10 protein-coding genes are annotated in these 15,443 nt (G+C 69.9%); 3 read left to right on the plus strand and 7 right to left on the minus strand.

Annotated elements, in window-relative coordinates; all coding sequences use genetic code 11:
* Positions 1-3: 3 nt before the first annotated feature.
* The gene (locus tag OG729_RS34185; RefSeq protein ID WP_360870797.1) at positions 4-2,517 is read right to left on the minus strand and encodes a DUF3516 domain-containing protein; all 2,514 of its coding nucleotides are present in this window, start codon (positions 2,515-2,517) and stop codon (positions 4-6) included.
* A gap of 120 nt (positions 2,518-2,637) precedes the next feature.
* Here OG729_RS34185 and OG729_RS34190 point away from each other — a divergent pair, with 120 nt between their 5' ends.
* A complete protein-coding gene (locus OG729_RS34190) occupies positions 2,638-3,429 on the plus strand; it encodes a metal-dependent hydrolase (protein WP_360870800.1) in 792 nt (263 codons plus the stop codon).
* A 57-nt stretch (positions 3,430-3,486) separates the two neighbouring features.
* On the opposite strand, the gene OG729_RS34195 is transcribed toward OG729_RS34190, so the two are convergent.
* The gene (locus tag OG729_RS34195; protein WP_405809778.1) at positions 3,487-4,134 is read right to left on the minus strand and encodes an anti-sigma factor family protein; all 648 of its coding nucleotides are present in this window, start codon (positions 4,132-4,134) and stop codon (positions 3,487-3,489) included.
* Positions 4,124-4,726, minus strand: coding sequence for an RNA polymerase sigma factor (locus OG729_RS34200; RefSeq protein ID WP_405809779.1), 603 nt, complete (start codon positions 4,724-4,726; stop codon positions 4,124-4,126). Before OG729_RS34200 ends, OG729_RS34195 begins: the two co-directional genes overlap by 11 nt.
* Before the next feature lie 80 nt (positions 4,727-4,806).
* Here OG729_RS34200 and OG729_RS34205 point away from each other — a divergent pair, with 80 nt between their 5' ends.
* Positions 4,807-5,298: a hypothetical protein gene (locus OG729_RS34205; protein ID WP_405809781.1), complete on the plus strand. Its 492-nt coding sequence runs from the start codon at positions 4,807-4,809 to the stop codon at positions 5,296-5,298.
* 87 nt (positions 5,299-5,385) lie between these two features.
* On the opposite strand, the gene OG729_RS34210 is transcribed toward OG729_RS34205, so the two are convergent.
* Together OG729_RS34210 and OG729_RS34215 are read right to left on the minus strand one after the other, a co-directional pair.
* The gene (locus OG729_RS34210; RefSeq protein WP_405809782.1) at positions 5,386-7,167 is read right to left on the minus strand and encodes an ABC transporter ATP-binding protein; all 1,782 of its coding nucleotides are present in this window, start codon (positions 7,165-7,167) and stop codon (positions 5,386-5,388) included.
* Positions 7,164-8,972, minus strand: coding sequence for an ABC transporter transmembrane domain-containing protein (locus tag OG729_RS34215; RefSeq protein WP_405809784.1), 1,809 nt, complete (start codon positions 8,970-8,972; stop codon positions 7,164-7,166). Before OG729_RS34215 ends, OG729_RS34210 begins: the two co-directional genes overlap by 4 nt.
* A gap of 158 nt (positions 8,973-9,130) precedes the next feature.
* Between OG729_RS34215 and OG729_RS34220 the strand changes: the two genes are divergently transcribed.
* The gene (locus tag OG729_RS34220) at positions 9,131-10,723 is read left to right on the plus strand and encodes a peptide-N4-asparagine amidase (protein ID WP_405809785.1); all 1,593 of its coding nucleotides are present in this window, start codon (positions 9,131-9,133) and stop codon (positions 10,721-10,723) included.
* A gap of 95 nt (positions 10,724-10,818) precedes the next feature.
* Here OG729_RS34220 and OG729_RS34225 read toward each other — a convergent pair whose 3' ends face one another.
* Entirely contained in the window at positions 10,819-12,270 is a 1,452-nt protein-coding gene (locus tag OG729_RS34225) for a Gfo/Idh/MocA family protein (protein WP_405809786.1), read from the minus strand.
* Between the two features lie 226 nt (positions 12,271-12,496).
* A complete protein-coding gene (locus tag OG729_RS34230; RefSeq protein ID WP_405809788.1) occupies positions 12,497-15,433 on the minus strand; it encodes an FAD-binding and (Fe-S)-binding domain-containing protein in 2,937 nt (978 codons plus the stop codon).
* Between the last annotated feature and the right edge of the window lie 10 nt (positions 15,434-15,443).

Genomic DNA, 15,443 nt, shown 5'->3' on the forward strand with positions numbered 1-15,443 from the left:
GTGTCAGAGCTGGCCGACGGATGTGACCCGCAAGACGGCCCGGCCTTCCTCGTCGGAGGCAGCCAGGTCGACCTCCGCGCTGATACCCCAGTCATGGTCGCCGTTCGGGTCGGCGAAGATCTGCCGGACGCGCCACAGACCGTGCTCCGGGTCCTCCTCGATCAGCAGCAGCTTGGGGCCGCGTGCGTCGGGTCCGGTGCCCAGGTCCTCGTACTCGTCCCAGTACTTGTCCATCGCCTCGCCCCAGGCGTCCTCGTCCCAGCCCGACTCGGCGTCCAGCTCGCCGAGCTCGCGGACGTGGTCCAGCGCGGCCAGTTCGACCCGGCGGAACATGGCGTTGCGTACGAGCACACGGAAGGCGCGGGCGTTCGCGGTGACCGGCTTGACCTGGTCAGCCTTTTCCTGGGCCTGCTCGGCGGTCTCGATCTCCGGGTTGGCCAGCTGCTCCCACTCGTCGAGCAGGCTGGAGTCGACCTGGCGCACCATCTCGCCGAGCCAGGCGATCAGGTCTTGAAGGTCCTCGGTCTTGAGGTCGTCTGGGATGGTGTGGTCAAGCGCCTTGTACGCGCTCGCGAGATAGCGCAGCACGATGCCCTCGGTGCGCGCGAGTTCGTACCAGGAGGTGAACTCCGTGAAGGTGAGGGCCCGTTCGTACATGTCACGGATGACGGACTTCGGTGAGACCGGGTGGTCACCGACCCACGGGTGCGACTTCTTGTAGACGTTGTACGCGTGCCAGAGCAGCTCTTCCAGCGGCTTGGGGTACGAGATGTCCTGGAGCCGCTCCATGCGCTCCTCGTACTCGATGCCGTCCGCCTTCATCTGGCCGACCGCCTCACCGCGCGCCTTGTTCTGCATGGCGGCGAGGATCTGGCGGGGGTCGTCGAGCGTCGACTCGACGACGGAGACCATGTCCAGGGCGTAGGACGGGGACTCCGGGTCGAGCAGGTCGAAGGCGGCGAGCGCGAACGTCGACAGCGGCTGGTTCAGCGCGAAGTCCTGCTGGAGGTCGACGGTGAGCCGGATGGTGCGGCCCTCGGCGTCGGGCTTGTCCAGCTGCTCAACCACCCCGCCGTCGAGCAGCGAGCGGTAGATGGCGATGGCCCGGCGGATATGGCGCAGCTGCGCCTTGCGCGGCTCGTGGTTGTCCTCGAGGAGGCGGCGCATCGCCTCGAAGGCGTTCCCGGGCCGGGCGATCACCGAGAGCAGCATGATGTTGGTGACCCGGAAGCGCGAGGTCAGCGGCTCCGGCTCGGAGCCGATCAGCTTCTCGAACGTGGTGTCCGACCAGGCGACAAAGCCCTCGGGTGCCTTCTTCCTGACCACCTTGCGGCGCTTCTTCGGGTCGTCGCCGGCCTTCGCGAGCGCTTTCTCGTTCTCGATGACGTGCTCGGGGGCCTGGGCGACCACAAAACCGGCGGTGTCGAATCCGGCCCGCCCGGCGCGACCGGCGATCTGATGGAACTCGCGGGCGCGGAGAGTACGTACGCGATTGCCGTCGTACTTGGTGAGAGCGGTGAACAGCACCGTGCGGATGGGGACGTTGACGCCGACGCCGAGCGTGTCGGTACCGCAGATGACCTTCAACAGGCCCGCCTGCGCGAGCTTTTCGACCAGACGGCGGTACTTGGGCAGCATGCCGGCGTGATGCACGCCGATGCCATGGCGTACGTAACGGGACAGGTTCTGACCGAACTTGGTGGTGAAGCGGAAGTTGCCGATCAGTTCGGCGATCTTGTCCTTTTCCTCGCGCGAGCACATGTTGATGCTCATCAGCGACTGCGCACGCTCGACCGCCTGGGCCTGCGTGAAGTGCACGATGTAGACCGGCGCCTGCCGGGTTTCGAGCAGCTCGGTCAGGGTCTCCGTGATGGGCGTCGTGACGTACTCGTACGAGAGCGGGACGGGCCGGGTCGCGGACCGCACGACCGAGGTCTCGCGGCCGGTGCGGCGGGTCAGGTCCTTCTCGAACATCGAGACGTCGCCGAGCGTCGCCGACATCAGGATGAACTGCGCCTGCGGCAGCTCCAGCAGCGGGATCTGCCAGGCCCAGCCGCGGTCCGGCTCCGCGTAGAAGTGGAACTCGTCCATCACGACCTGGCCGATGTCGGCGTGCTTGCCGTCGCGCAGGGCGATGGAGGCCAGCACCTCGGCGGTGCAGCAGATGACGGGGGCGTCGGCGTTGACGGACGCGTCGCCCGTCAGCATTCCGACGTTCTCCGTGCCGAAGAGCTTGCAGAGGTCGAAGAACTTCTCCGAGACCAGCGCCTTGATCGGCGCGGTGTAGAACGTGACCTGGTCATTGGCCAGAGCCGTGAAGTGCGCGCCCGCCGCGACCAGGCTCTTTCCCGAGCCGGTGGGCGTCGAAAGGATCACATTGGCCCCCGAGACAACCTCGATCAGCGCCTCCTCCTGAGCCGGATAGAGCGTGATGCCCTGGCCTTCGGCCCATGAGGAGAAGGCTTCGAAGAGGGCATCTGGGTCGGCGTCCGGCGGCAGCTGATCGATAAGGGTCACGCCCCCATCTTGCCTGGCTTCACCCCGGATCCGGGAACCGGACGGCAACGGCAAGATCACGGGCGATACGCTGCCCTGTCAACTGGGCTTCACCACAAGAGCAATGGGGCGGGAACGCACATGATGGGACCGGCGCACTCTCTGTCCGGGGCGGCTGCCTGGCTGGGGGTGGGCGCGGCGACCGCTGCCGCCGGCCACCCGATGCCGTGGCCGGTCCTCGTCGTCGGAGCGCTGATATGCGCGGGGGCGGCGCTCGCTCCGGACCTCGACCACAAGGCGGCGACGATCTCGCGGGCCTTCGGGCCGATATCGCGCGGACTGTGCGAGGTCGTCGACAAGCTGTCGTACGCGGTCTACAAAGCGACGAAGAAACAGGGCGACAAGCGCAGGACCGGCGGCCATCGCACGCTCACCCACACCTGGCTGTGGGCGGTCCTGATCGGCGCGGGCACCTCGGCGCTCGCGATCACCGGCGGCCGGTGGGCGGTTCTCGCGATCCTCTTCATCCATCTGGTGCTCGCCGTTGAGGGCCTGCTGTGGCGGGCCGCGCGAGTCTCCAGCGACGTACTGGTGTGGCTGCTGGGCGCGACGAGCGCGTGGATCCTGGCGGACGTCCTGGACAAGCCGGGCAATGGCTCGGACTGGCTGTTCACCGCCCCCGGCCAGGAGTATCTGTGGCTGGGCCTGCCGATCGTGCTGGGCGCGCTGGTGCACGACATCGGCGATGCGCTGACCGTCTCGGGCTGCCCGATCCTGTGGCCGATCCCGCTGGGGCGCAAGCGCTGGTACCCGGTGGGTCCGCCGAAGGCGATGCGGTTCAGGGCGGGCAGCTGGGTGGAGCTGAAGGTGCTGATGCCGGTGTTCATGCTGCTGGGCGGGGTGGGCGGCGCGGCGGCGCTCGGGTACATCTAGCGGCGCGGCGGCGGGGCAGCCGGGCGGCCCGGGAGTCGATCGAGGACGGCCTCGAGGTCAGTCGGTCAGATCGGCGTGGGACCACACACTGCCGTTGTCGGCGAGCAGCTCCACCCGCTCGACGGTGCTCGCCGAGCCGTACGCGATCCAGGTCGCGCGACCGGAGGCCGGCACCCACCACGCACCGCCATCACGGACCGTGCCGTCCTTCAGCACCAGTCGGCAGGAGTAGTGCTTGCCGGGTGGTGCGTCGGTGATCTGCATGACGACGACCCGCTCGTCCCCGGCCTGGCTCGGTTCGACCGTGCCCACCGTGGACCCGGTGCGGGTGAGGAGCCGCGCGCCCTGTTCGCTCGCGACGACGGCCGCCGGACCCTGGTCGACGACGGTCGCCGTCACGGCGGAGCCGATGCCGATCCCGACGGCCGCCGCCGCTGCCGCAAGTAGCAGGGGGACCCGGCGCGACCGGTGCGGAACAGGCTTTCTCACATCCAGCCGTTCAAGGACCCGGGCGTCGAACCCGGCCGACGGAGCGACGGTCGGCGCGGCGGGCAGCACGGCGTCCACGGCCCCCGAGATCTCCTGGTACGCCGACCGGCAGGAGGGGCAGGCGCGCAGATGCTCCAGCAGCGCGGTCTGCTCGTCCGGAACATCGCCGAGCGCCAGGGCAATCAGCTGCTCCTCGCCGAGGTGCCTATCGGTCACGGCTGTCCTCCTTCAGCGAGTCCCGCAGCCTGCGCAGGCCGGCCCGGATGCGGCTCTTGGCGGTGCCGAGCGGGATGTCCTCGTGCCGCCCGACCTCGGCGGCGGTGCACCCGCCGATGACGGCGAGCACAACGGCCCGCGCCTGCTCGGTGGGCAGCGACCGGAGCCGTTGCACGGCGCGTCTGCTCTCCAGCGCGAGGATTGCAAGCTGTTCCGGTCCCTCGGCCTGGAGCGTCGCACCGATCAGCCGCTCCAATGTGTCCGCCATGACGGGGGTGGCCCGCCGGGTCCGCACCGAGTCGATGGCGGCATTGCGTGTGATGGTCAGCAGCCAGGTGAGCACGGACGCCCGCCGCGCGTCGTAACTTCCGGCGGCGCGCCAGGCCCGTACGAACACCTCCTGGCTGACGTCCTCGGCAAGGCCCGGCTCGCGTGTCACGGACAGCGCGAGACCGTACACCGCCGCCTGGAAGCGGCGTACGAACGCGGTTGACGCCGCCTCGTCGCCGATGGCAAGCCCGGCGAGGAGTGAGGCGTCGTCGGCCCGGTCCACGCGCGAGAACAGCTCCACATCGCATACATACGTCACCACCCCGCCCAGGGATTGCATCGCCGCGCAATCCGATGCTCGGGCCGCTGCGTACAACCTCGGTCGAGAAGGGATGACACATCATGATCAGAAGCACCATCCCGGCGGCCGTGCTCGTCGTGACGGCGGCCCTCGGTCTCTCCGGCTGGAGCGATGGGGGCGGCAACAGCGGCGGCGGATCGAGCGCCACGGACATGTCCACGGTCAAGATCGCCGACTCCAGGCTCGGCAACATCCTGGTCGATGGCAGTGGGCGCACGCTCTATCTGTTCACCATGGACGGCCAGAACAAGAGCGCGATGAAGTGCGACGCGGCGTGCCTGAAACTGTGGCCGCCGATGGAGGGCAAGCCGAAGGCCGGCCACGGTGTGGACGCGAAGCTCATCAACACGACGGACGCAGGCGGGAAGACCCAGGCCACCTACGGCGGTCATCCGCTCTACCACTACGCCAAGGACAAGGCGTCCGGAGACGTGAAGGGCCAGGGCATCGGCAAGGTCTGGTACGTCATCGACGCGCACGGCAAGGCGGTCATGAAGGCTGTCGGCCAGAACAGCGGCCAATACGGCTACTGATCGGCCACGGCCCGGGGCCACCGCGGGGGTGGGGTGCCGAGGTCCCGCTGCTGGAGCCATGCCACCAGCGGGACCTCACACCTGTTCTCACCCGTGCCAGGACCGCCACAGCGCCGCGTACGCCCCGCCGGCCGCGACCAGTTCGTCGTGGCTGCCCAGTTCGCTGATCCGGCCCTCTTCCACCACCGCGATCACATCCGCGTCGTGCGCGGTGTGCAGGCGGTGGGCGATGGCCACCACCGTACGGCCGTCCAGGACCCGCGAGAGCGAGCGCTCCAGATGGCGGGCCGCCCGCGGGTCCAGGAGCGAGGTCGCCTCGTCCAGGACCAGGGTGTGCGGGTCCGCCAGGACCAGGCGGGCCAGCGCGATCTGCTGGGCCTGGGCCGGGGTCAGCGCGAGGCCGCCCGAGCCGACCTCGGTGTCGAGGCCGGCATCCAGCCCCCGCGACCAGGTGTTCGCGTCGACCGCCCCGAGCGCTGCCCACAGCTCCGCGTCGGACGCGCCCGTACGGGCCAGCAGCAGGTTGTCGCGCAGCGAGCCCACGAAGACGTGGTGCTCCTGGTTGACCAGGGCGACATGCTCGCGGACGCGCTCCGCCGGCATCCTGGACAACTCGGCCGCGCCGAGCGTGATGCTGCCCGCCCGAGGTGCGTAGATGCCCGCGAGCAGCCGGCCCAGCGTCGACTTGCCGGCGCCGGAGGGGCCGACCAGAGCGAGCCGGGTGCCCGGCGCGACGTCGAGCGAGACCTGGTGCAGCACGTCCACGCCCTCGCGGTAGCCGAAGTGCACCTCGTCCGCACGCACATCGCGGCCGTCCGGAGCGATGTGCGCGTCACCGCCGTCCGGTTCGATCTCGCGTACGCCGACGAGCCGGGCGATCGACACCTGGGCGACCTGGAGCTCGTCGTACCAGCGCAGGATCAGATTGACCGGGTCGACCAGCATCTGCGCCAGCAGGGCGCCGGTCGTGAGCTGCCCGACGCTGATCCAGTCCTGAATGACGAAGACACCGCCGATCAGCAGCACCGAGCAGAGGATCGTCACATGCGTCACGTTGATGACGGGGAACAGGACCGAGCGCAGATAGAGCGTGTAACGCTCCCACGCGGTCCACTCCCTGATCCGCTGCTCGGACAGCGCCACCCGGCGTCCGCCGAGGCGGTGCGCCTCCACGGTCCGCCCGGCGTCCACGGTCTCCGCCAGCACGGCGGCCACCGCCGCATATCCGGCCGCCTCCGAGCGGTATGCCGACGGCGCCCGCCGGAAGTACCAGCGACAGCCGATCACCAGCACGGGGAGGGCGACGAGCACGGCGAGCGCGAGCGGCGGCGCCGTCACCGTGAGCGCGCCGATCAACAGGGCGGCCCAGACCACGCCGATCGCCAACTGCGGCACGGCCTCGCGCATCGCATTGGCCAGCCGGTCGATGTCGGTGGTGATACGGGAGAGCAGATCCCCCGTGCCTGCGCGCTCAAGGACACCCGGCGGCAGTCCGACCGATCGCACGAGGAAGTCCTCGCGCAGGTCGGCCAGCATCTCCTCGCCGAGCATCGCGCCGCGCAACCGCATCAGGCGTACGAACACGGTCTGGATGACCAGCGCGAGCGCGAACAGCGCGGCGGTGCGCTCCAGATGGAGCTCGCGTGCCCCGTCCGCCAGATCCTGGACGAGCCCGCCCAGCAGATAGGGGCCGGCCATCGAGGAGATCACCGCGACGGCGTTGACGGCGATCAGCAGCACAAAGGCCCTGCGGTGCCGCTGCAGCAGTTCGCCGACGTACGCCCGCACGGTCGCCGGAGTGCCGACGGGCAGGGTTGCCGCCGTCTCCGGGGCCGCCGGGTCGTACGCCGGTGGCGCCACGCCGATCATGCCGACTCCTCGATCTCTTCCAGTGCGTCCAGCTCGTCGATGGCCGTGATGCCAATGAGCTGCTCTTCCTCGGTCTCGCGGGTGACGACCGCCCGGTAGCCGGCGGTGCCCTCCAGCAGTTCGCGGTGGACGCCGACCGCCGCGACCTTGCCGTCGTGCACGAAAACCACCCTGTCCGCGTGGTCGAGCAGCAGCGGTGAGGAGGTGAACACGACCGTGGTGCGACCGGCCCGCAGACCCTTCACACCCTCGGAGATCCGCGCCTCCGTGTGCGAGTCCACGGCGGACGTGGGCTCGTCCAGGACGAGCACCTCGGGGTCGGTGACCAGCGAACGGGCCAGGGCGAGCCGCTGGCGCTGCCCGCCGGACAGCGAACGGCCCCGCTCGGTGATCCGCGTTCGCATCGGGTCGCCGTCGGCGTCCAGGGACGCCGACGCGAGCGCGTCCAGCACATCGCCGCACTGCGCGGCCGCCAGCGCGTCCTCCGCGGACACCGTCCCGGAGGAGGGCACGTCGAGCAGCGCCCGCAGCGTGCCGGAGAGCAGCACCGGATCCTTGTCCTGAACGAGGACGGCGGCACGTGCCGTCTCCAGTGCCAGCTCGTCCAGCGGCACACCGCCGAGCAGCACGGACGCGGCGGCTTCCGCGTCGGCGGCCGGGTTCCCGCCGAGCCGTTCGGCCAGCAGTCCTGCCGCGTCCGGATCGCCGCACACCACGGCGGTGAACCGGCCCGCGGGGGCGACGACGCCGGTGGCGGGGTCGTACAGATCGCCGCTCGGGCGCCCGTACTCCACGTCGGAGGGCTCCGTCGTACGGCGCAGCGCCAGTACCCGGGCGGCACGTTTCGCGGAGGGCCGCGAGAAGGAGTACGCCATGGCGATCTCTTCGAAGTGCCGGAGCGGATACATCAGCAGCGTCACCGCACTGAAGGCGGTGACCAGTTCGCCGATCCCGATCCGGCCGTCCCGGGCGAGCCCGGCTCCGTACCAGATCACCGTGATCAGCAGCAGGCCCGGCATCAGCACCTGGATCGCCGAGATCAGCGACCACATGCGGGCGCTGCGGACCGCCGCCCTGCGCACCTCCTGAGAAGCCTGCCGGTAGCGGTCGAGGAACAGCTCCTCGCCGCCGATGCCGCGCAGGACCCGCAGGCCCGCGACGGTGTCCGCGGCCAGTTCGGTGGCCTTGCCGGCCTTCTCGCGCTGGATGTCGGCACGCCGGGTGGCGCGCGGGAGCAGCGGTAGTACGGCCAGGGCCAGCGCGGGGACGCCGATGGCGACCACCAGGCCCAGCTCCGGCTCGTACAGAACCAGGCCCACGCAGACCAGGACCACCGTGACGGCGGCGGCGGCGAAACGCGAGACCGCTTCCACGAACCAGCCGATCTTTTCCACATCGCCGGTGGAGACCGCGACCACCTCGCCGGCCGCGACCCGACGGGTCAGCGCCGAGCCCAGCTCCGCCGCCTTGCCCGCCAGCAGCTGCTGGACACGTGCCGCGGCGGTGATCCAATTGGTGACGGCGGTGCGGTGCAGCATCGTGTCGCCCACGGTGATCGCCACGCCGCACACGACGATCAGCGTGCCGGCGAGTGCGAGGCGGGAGCCGGAACGGTCCACGACTGCCTGCACGGCTTGGCCGACGCCCAGCGGCAGCCCGGCCACACCGCAGAAGTGCAGCAGGCCCCAGGCCAGTGACCTGAGCTGTCCGCCGAGCTGGTTGCGCCCGAGCCAGAGCAGGAACCGCGGTCCGGACCTGGCGTCGGGCACACCAGGGTCGGGATACGGAAGATCGCGAATCTGCATGACGTTCCAAGGCTCGAAAGGGCGGCGCAAACCGTGCAAGGTTCGCCTTTCGCAGCCGCGCCCCGCAATCGATTTTTGTGCGGCAGCACACACAACACGCCAAGATCGAACAACTCGCCCTGGCGCTGCGGACCCGTCGCACGCTTCACTCCTGACCCATGAGACGACGACAGATCATGTCCATGCTCACCGGGTCGGCGCTGGCCGTGGGTTTGCTCCTCGGCGCCGGGCCCGCCACAGCCGCCGACACACCTCCGGCGGAGTTCGGCACCGACTGGCACGATCCCGTCACCGCGGCGCCGCCCGTCTCGCGCCCGGATGCGAAGTCCTGTCAAGTGACGCTCGCCGAGGCGCAGTTCCGCGACTTCACGCCGTACAAGGGGAGTTATAAGCCGCCGAGGGAGTGCGGTGAGAGCTGGAGCAAGGTGGTGCTGCGGCTCGACGGGAGCGTCAAGGGGCGGCAGTACGACCGGCTCGGCCATCTCACCGTCGGCGGCGTCGAGATCCTGCGCACCTCGACCCCGCAGCCTTCGCCGGACGGCATCGCCTGGTCCGTGGAGAAGGACGTCACGCGCTACAGCGACACGCTGCGCAGCGCCCAGCCGGTCGAGATGCTCATCGGCAACGTTGTCAATGAGACGTACACCGGCGTCTTCGACGTCAAGGTGACGCTGACCTTCTACGCGGCGAACGGCACGGCCGGACCTGCCGGGACACCCGACAAGGTGCTTGCGCTGGACGGCACTTCGCTGACGACACCGCGCAACTCGGAGCGGATTCTCGCCGAGGTGTACGCGACCGGATCGGGCGGCGGCTGCGAGGAGTACTGGTATCTGACCGTCCCCGACGCCGCCCCGTACTCCTGCAAGGCCAACGCCGGCCCCTACCGCGAGGCGCAGATCAAGGTCGACGGCGAGCTCGCCGGAATTGCCGCGCCGTTCCCGACGGTATGGACGGGCGGCTGGTCCAATCCCTTCCTCTGGTACGTGATTCCGGGGCCGCGGGCGTTCGACATCAAGCCCATCCAGTTCGACCTGACTCCCTTCGCCGCCCGGCTCAACGACGGCCGCCCGCACCGGGTCGAGGTCTCCGTCGCCGGTGTGCCGGCCGGCCAGACCGGCTGGAGTACGCCCACCAATGTGCTGGTGTGGCAGGACGAAGCCAGCGCGGTGGTCACGGGCGCGCTGACCCGCCATGAGGAGAGCGCACCCGTCAACTCGGTCACGTACACGCCCGGTTCGGAGCACCGGCTCGACACGAAAGGCGCCCATCGGCTCACCGTCACCGGCTATCTCAACACCTCGCACGGCCGCGTCACCACGACCGTGAGCCGCGCCCTCGCGAACACCTCGGTCCACCGCTGGACCGAGGGCGAGAACCTCGACGCGCTCAAGGGGAGCTGGCGCGACGACGAGAGTGTGAGAAGCGGGCGGCAGCTCACGGCCACCCACCGGACCTACACGATGGACGGCGTCACCACACTGGGCGCGGGGGACCGGCTGCGTACCGTCCTCACCCTGGGGGACAGGGCCGACACGGTCGTCGCCCACGGCGGCAAGCGGCTGACGTGGGCGCGGCTGGACGATACGTACAGCGGCGATGCGACCTACACGGCGAATGTGCCGCGCGATCAGCGGCACGCGGTCGGCACGACGGCGGAGCGCTACCGGCTGCGGGGTGCCGGGGGCTGCTACGACCGCAGTCTGCAAACGGTCCAGGGAGTGGTGACCGAGGACCGCCGCCGCTGCTGAACCGAGGTGTGCGCGAGCCCGGTTGAGGAGTGCCCGGGTCGAGATGTGCGGAGGCGCGGGGCCCGGCAGGCGCGAGCCGGGCCCCGACTGCCCTGTCAGACGGCAGGTTTGGCCGAGTCCATGCCGCTGCGGGACTTCCTCCACTCACCGCGGGTGAAGTCCGGTATCTGCTGCGGAGCGCCCTTCGCCCTGATCGACGCATGACTGAGCGGCACCGGAGCCGTCCAGGTCGCCGCGTCGTACACATCGAAGTCGGGCACCAGCCCCAGCTGCATGCACTGCATCAGCCGGAAAACCATGATGTAGTCCATGCCGCCGTGCCCGCCGGGCGGGTTGGAGTGCTCCTTCCACAGCCAGTGGTCCCACTCCGCGTAGGCGGCGAAATCGCCCCACTGGTCATTCGTGTGGTCGGGCTCCAGGTAGATCCGCGCCGGGTAGTCCTCGAAGACACCCTTGGTGCCGCCCAGGCTGTTGATCCGGCTGTAGGGGTGTGGAGTCGACACATCGTGTTCCAGGCGGATGACCCGTCCCTTCGCCGTCTGGACCAGGCTGATGGTGCGATCGCTCTCGATGTACGTCTCCTTCCAGCTCGGGTCGCCCGGCGGCATGTGTGCCTTGCGGTACTCGGCCAGACCCAGGGCCGGGGTGCCGAAGCTGGAGATGCTCACGACCCGGTCACCGCGGTTGATGTCCATGTAATTGGAGACGGGACCGAAGCCGTGGTTCGGGTAGAGGTCGCCGCGCAGCCGGGTGTGCCACAGCCGTCGCCAGGGGCCCTCGTAGTAGTCCGGGTCGAACATCAGGCCGCGCAGATCGTGGTTGTACGCGCCCGCGCCGTGCAGCACATCGCCGAACTTGCCGGCGTGCGCCATGCGCAGCACACGCATCTCGTTCTTGCCGTAGCAACAGTTCTCCAGCTGCATGCAGTGGCGTCTGGTGCGCTCGGAGAGGTCGACGAGCGCCCACAACTCGTCCATGCGCATGGCGATCGGACACTCCACGCCGACGTGCTTGCCGTTCAGCATGGCGGCTTTGGCCATCTCGAAGTGGAAGTCCCAGGGCGTGGCCACATAGACGAAGTCGACGTCGCCCCGCTTGCACAGGTTCTCGTAGTCGTCCTCGCCGTTGGTGTAGACGGCGGGGGCGGGTTGACCGGCCTTGACCACCTTGGCCGCGGCGCTCTCCGTCTTCGCCTTGACCGGGTCGCAGAGGGCGACGACGTGGACCCCGGGGAGGACGAGAAAGAGGTCGATCATGCTGCCACCGCGATTGCCGAGGCCGATGATGCCGACGCGTACGGTGCTGCGCCGCTCGAAGGGGACGCCGGCCATGGTGAGCCCCTGGCGGGGCGGGGTGGCTGCTAAGTCCTCGCTCGCCGCGCCGCTCTCCGTGCCGCCCGCCGTGGCCGAGGCGGCGCCCGTGCCCAGCGCGCCGAGGCCCAGCCCCGCGCCCGCCACTCCGGCCGTGGTCCGCAGGACCGAACGACGGCTCACTGAGCCGTCGTCGCCGTCCGCCGTACCGGGGTTCTGCTGTGCTGCGTCGTTCATCGAGCCTCCAGGAAGCCGTCGTTGAGCTGACGTTGCGCGGCGTGTTCATGAACTTCGGTAAGGACCTTGGTAGTTGGTGCTGTTGATGCGCAAGGGCGGCGTTTGGACTCTTGGTCCGAACCCATGGACTCTTCTTCACGGCCGTGTCCGGCCCCGGGCACGGCGAAAGCCCGCGAGGGCCATGGCAGTGCCCGCGTCCGCCGAGGGATCTGAGGATGAGCTGGGGCTAGCTCCGTGGGGCGCGGTGGGTCGCCCGCTCCAGCTCCAGCAGGACGGAGCGGTAGCTACGGCCCGTCGCCCGGTCCATGGCGATCTCGCACATCCGGTTGGCGCTGAGATGCGCGTCGAAATGGCGGGCGGTGACCTCGGCCGCCTCGCGGGCCGTCGCCGAGTCCGTGAGCTCCTTGTGGAGCATTCCGCGGTCGCCCGCGAAGGCACAGCAGCCCGCGTCGTCGGGAACCACGACCTCGTCCGCGCACGCCCGGGCGAGCGCGGTCAGCCTGTCCTCGTCGCCGAGATGCCGCATCGAGCAGGTGGGATGGACTACCGCGGATCCCGTTGTGCGCCGGACGTTGAGACGGGGGAGGAGTTCGTCGGCCGCCCAGACGAGGGAGTCGACGACGGTCAGCTCCGCGTGCAACTCCCTGTTGTCGTCGGTGAGATACGGCACCACCTCATGGGCGATGCCGAGCGTGCAGGACGACGCGTCCACGACCAGCGGCAGCCGCCCGCCCGCCGTCCAGCCCCAGACCGCCTCGACGATGCGGTTGGCCATGAGGCGGTTGCCCGCTTCGTACCCCTTGGAGTGCCAGATGGTGGCGCAACAGGTGCCCGCCACGTCCTGCGGGACCCATACGGGCTTTCCCGCGCGCCCCGACAGCACGACGACGGCTTGCGGGAGCGAGGGGCCCGTCCGGTCGTCGGGACCGGCGAAGATGCGGTTCACACAGGCCGGGTAGTAGACGGCGGCCGCGCCGACGCGGTTCGTACGGGGCAGGGCACCGGCGGCGGCCCCGGGGATCTGCGGCAGCCACTCCGGTACCAGATCGGGCCGTACGGCCTTGCGGACCAGGCCCGTCACGGACTGGAGAATCCGGTCGCCGATCCGGTCCGCCGCGGCGAGTGCCAGCCGCGCCGACGTCTCGACCGCGCGGAAGTTCTGCGCGGTGCGTTCGGCGATGCGCTCCTCGCGCGGCGAGTGGCGCCGGTGCCGGAAGTCCTTCATCAGGGCTCCGGTGTCGATCCCCACGGGGCAGGCGAGCCTGCAGGTCGAGTCGCCCGCACAGGTGTCGACGGCGTCATAGCCGTACGCAGCAAGGAGGGCGTCCTGGACCGCTGATCCGTCGCTCTGGCGCATCATCTCCCGGCGCAGCACGATCCGTTGACGGGGCGTCGTCGTCATGTCCTTGCTGGGGCAGGTCGGTTCGCAGAAGCCGCATTCGATACAGGGGTCGGCGATCCGCTCGACCTCGGGAATGGTCTTCAGGCCGCGCAGATGGGCCTTGGGGTCGCGGTCGAGGACGATACGGGGAGCCAGCACACCGTCGGGGTCGATGACCCGCTTCGTACGCCACATCAGCTCGGTCGCCTTCGGACCCCACTCCAGCTCCAGGAAGGGCGCGATATTACGGCCGGTGGCGTGCTCCGCCTTCAGCGAGCCGTCGAAACGCTCCACCGTCAGCCTGCAGAAGTCGTCCATGAAGGCGGCATAGCGGTCGACGTCGCCTGGCCGGGCGGCGTCGAAGGCGAGCAGGAAGTGCAGATTGCCGTGCGCCGCGTGCCCGGCGACGGCGGCGTCGAAGCCGTGCCGGGTCTGCAGCTCGAGAAGGGCCGCGCAGGCGTCCGCAAGGCGGGAGGGCGGTACCGCGAAGTCCTCTGTGATCAGCGTCGTCCCGGAGGGGCGGGCGCCGCCGACGGCCGCGACGAACGCCTTGCGAGCCTTCCAGTAGCCGGAGATGGTCCCGGGGTCCCTGGTGAACTCATTGGTCACCGAGGCGACCGGAGCGACCAGCTCCAGCCGGGCGAGCGCCTCGGCCGCCGCTCTTTCGTACGCCTGCCGGCTCTCCTCGTCGGGTGCGCGGAATTCCACCAGGAGCGCCGCGGTCTCCTTCGGCAGCCGCGCCCAGTCCGCCGGCACACCCTCGACGCTGACCGAGGCGCGCAGGGTGTTGCCGTCCATCAGCTCGACGGCGATGGCACCCGCGTCGTTGAAGTCGGGGACGGCGGCAGCGGCCGCGGGAAGGCTGGGGAAGAACAGCAGGGCGGTGGAGACCAGTCGGTCCAGCGGAACGGTGTCGAAGACGACCTCGGAGATGAAGCCGAAGCTGCCCTCGGACCCCACCATCAGACCGCGCAGGATCTGCACGGGGCTCGCGCCGTCGAGGAAGGCGTCGAGCCGGTAGCCATTGGTGTTCTTGATCTCGTACTTGGCGCGGATGCGGGCGGTCAGTTCCGGGTCCGACTCGATCTCCGACTTGATGGCCAACAGGCCCTCGCACAGCCGTGGTTCGGCGTGCGCGAGCTGCACGTCGGCGTCCGGCTCGCCGGTGTCGACGACGGTGCCCGACGGCAGCACGAAGGTGAGCGAGGAGACGGTGCGATACGAATTGCGGGTGGTCCCGGCCGTCATTCCGGAGGCGTTGTTCGCGACGACCCCGCCGATGGTGCAGGCGATGGCGCTGGCCGGGTCGGGGCCCAGCATCCGGCCGTGGCGGGCGAGCGTGACATTCGCCCGCATGACGGTCGTCCCCGGGCGGATACGGGCCCGCGCTCCGTCGTCGAGCACCTCGACGCCGGCCCAGTGGCGGCGGACGTCGACCAGGATGTCCTCGCCCTGCGCCTGGCCGTTGAGTGAGGTGCCTGCCGCCCGGAAGACGACGTCACGGCCCTTGCCGTGTGCGTACGAGAGGACGGCCGAGACGTCGTCGATGTCCTCAGGGACCACCACGACCTGGGGGACGAAGCGGTAGGGGCTGGCGTCCGATGCGTACCGCACGAGGTCGGAGATCTTCCAGTACACCTTGTCCGCGCCGAGGAGGGCGATCAGCTCGCCGCGCAGCGGCTCGGGCGTGCCCCCGGCCTGCCGATCGGGGACCCGGTCGGGCGACGGCGTCCGCGCAAGGTCCGGGCGGAGGGCTTTTGGCTTCGGCTCCAGCAGCGGCATCTCGCGAGCC

It is taken from the genome of Streptomyces sp. NBC_00210 (assembly GCF_045160975.1).
GTDB lineage: Bacteria > Actinomycetota > Actinomycetes > Streptomycetales > Streptomycetaceae > Streptomyces.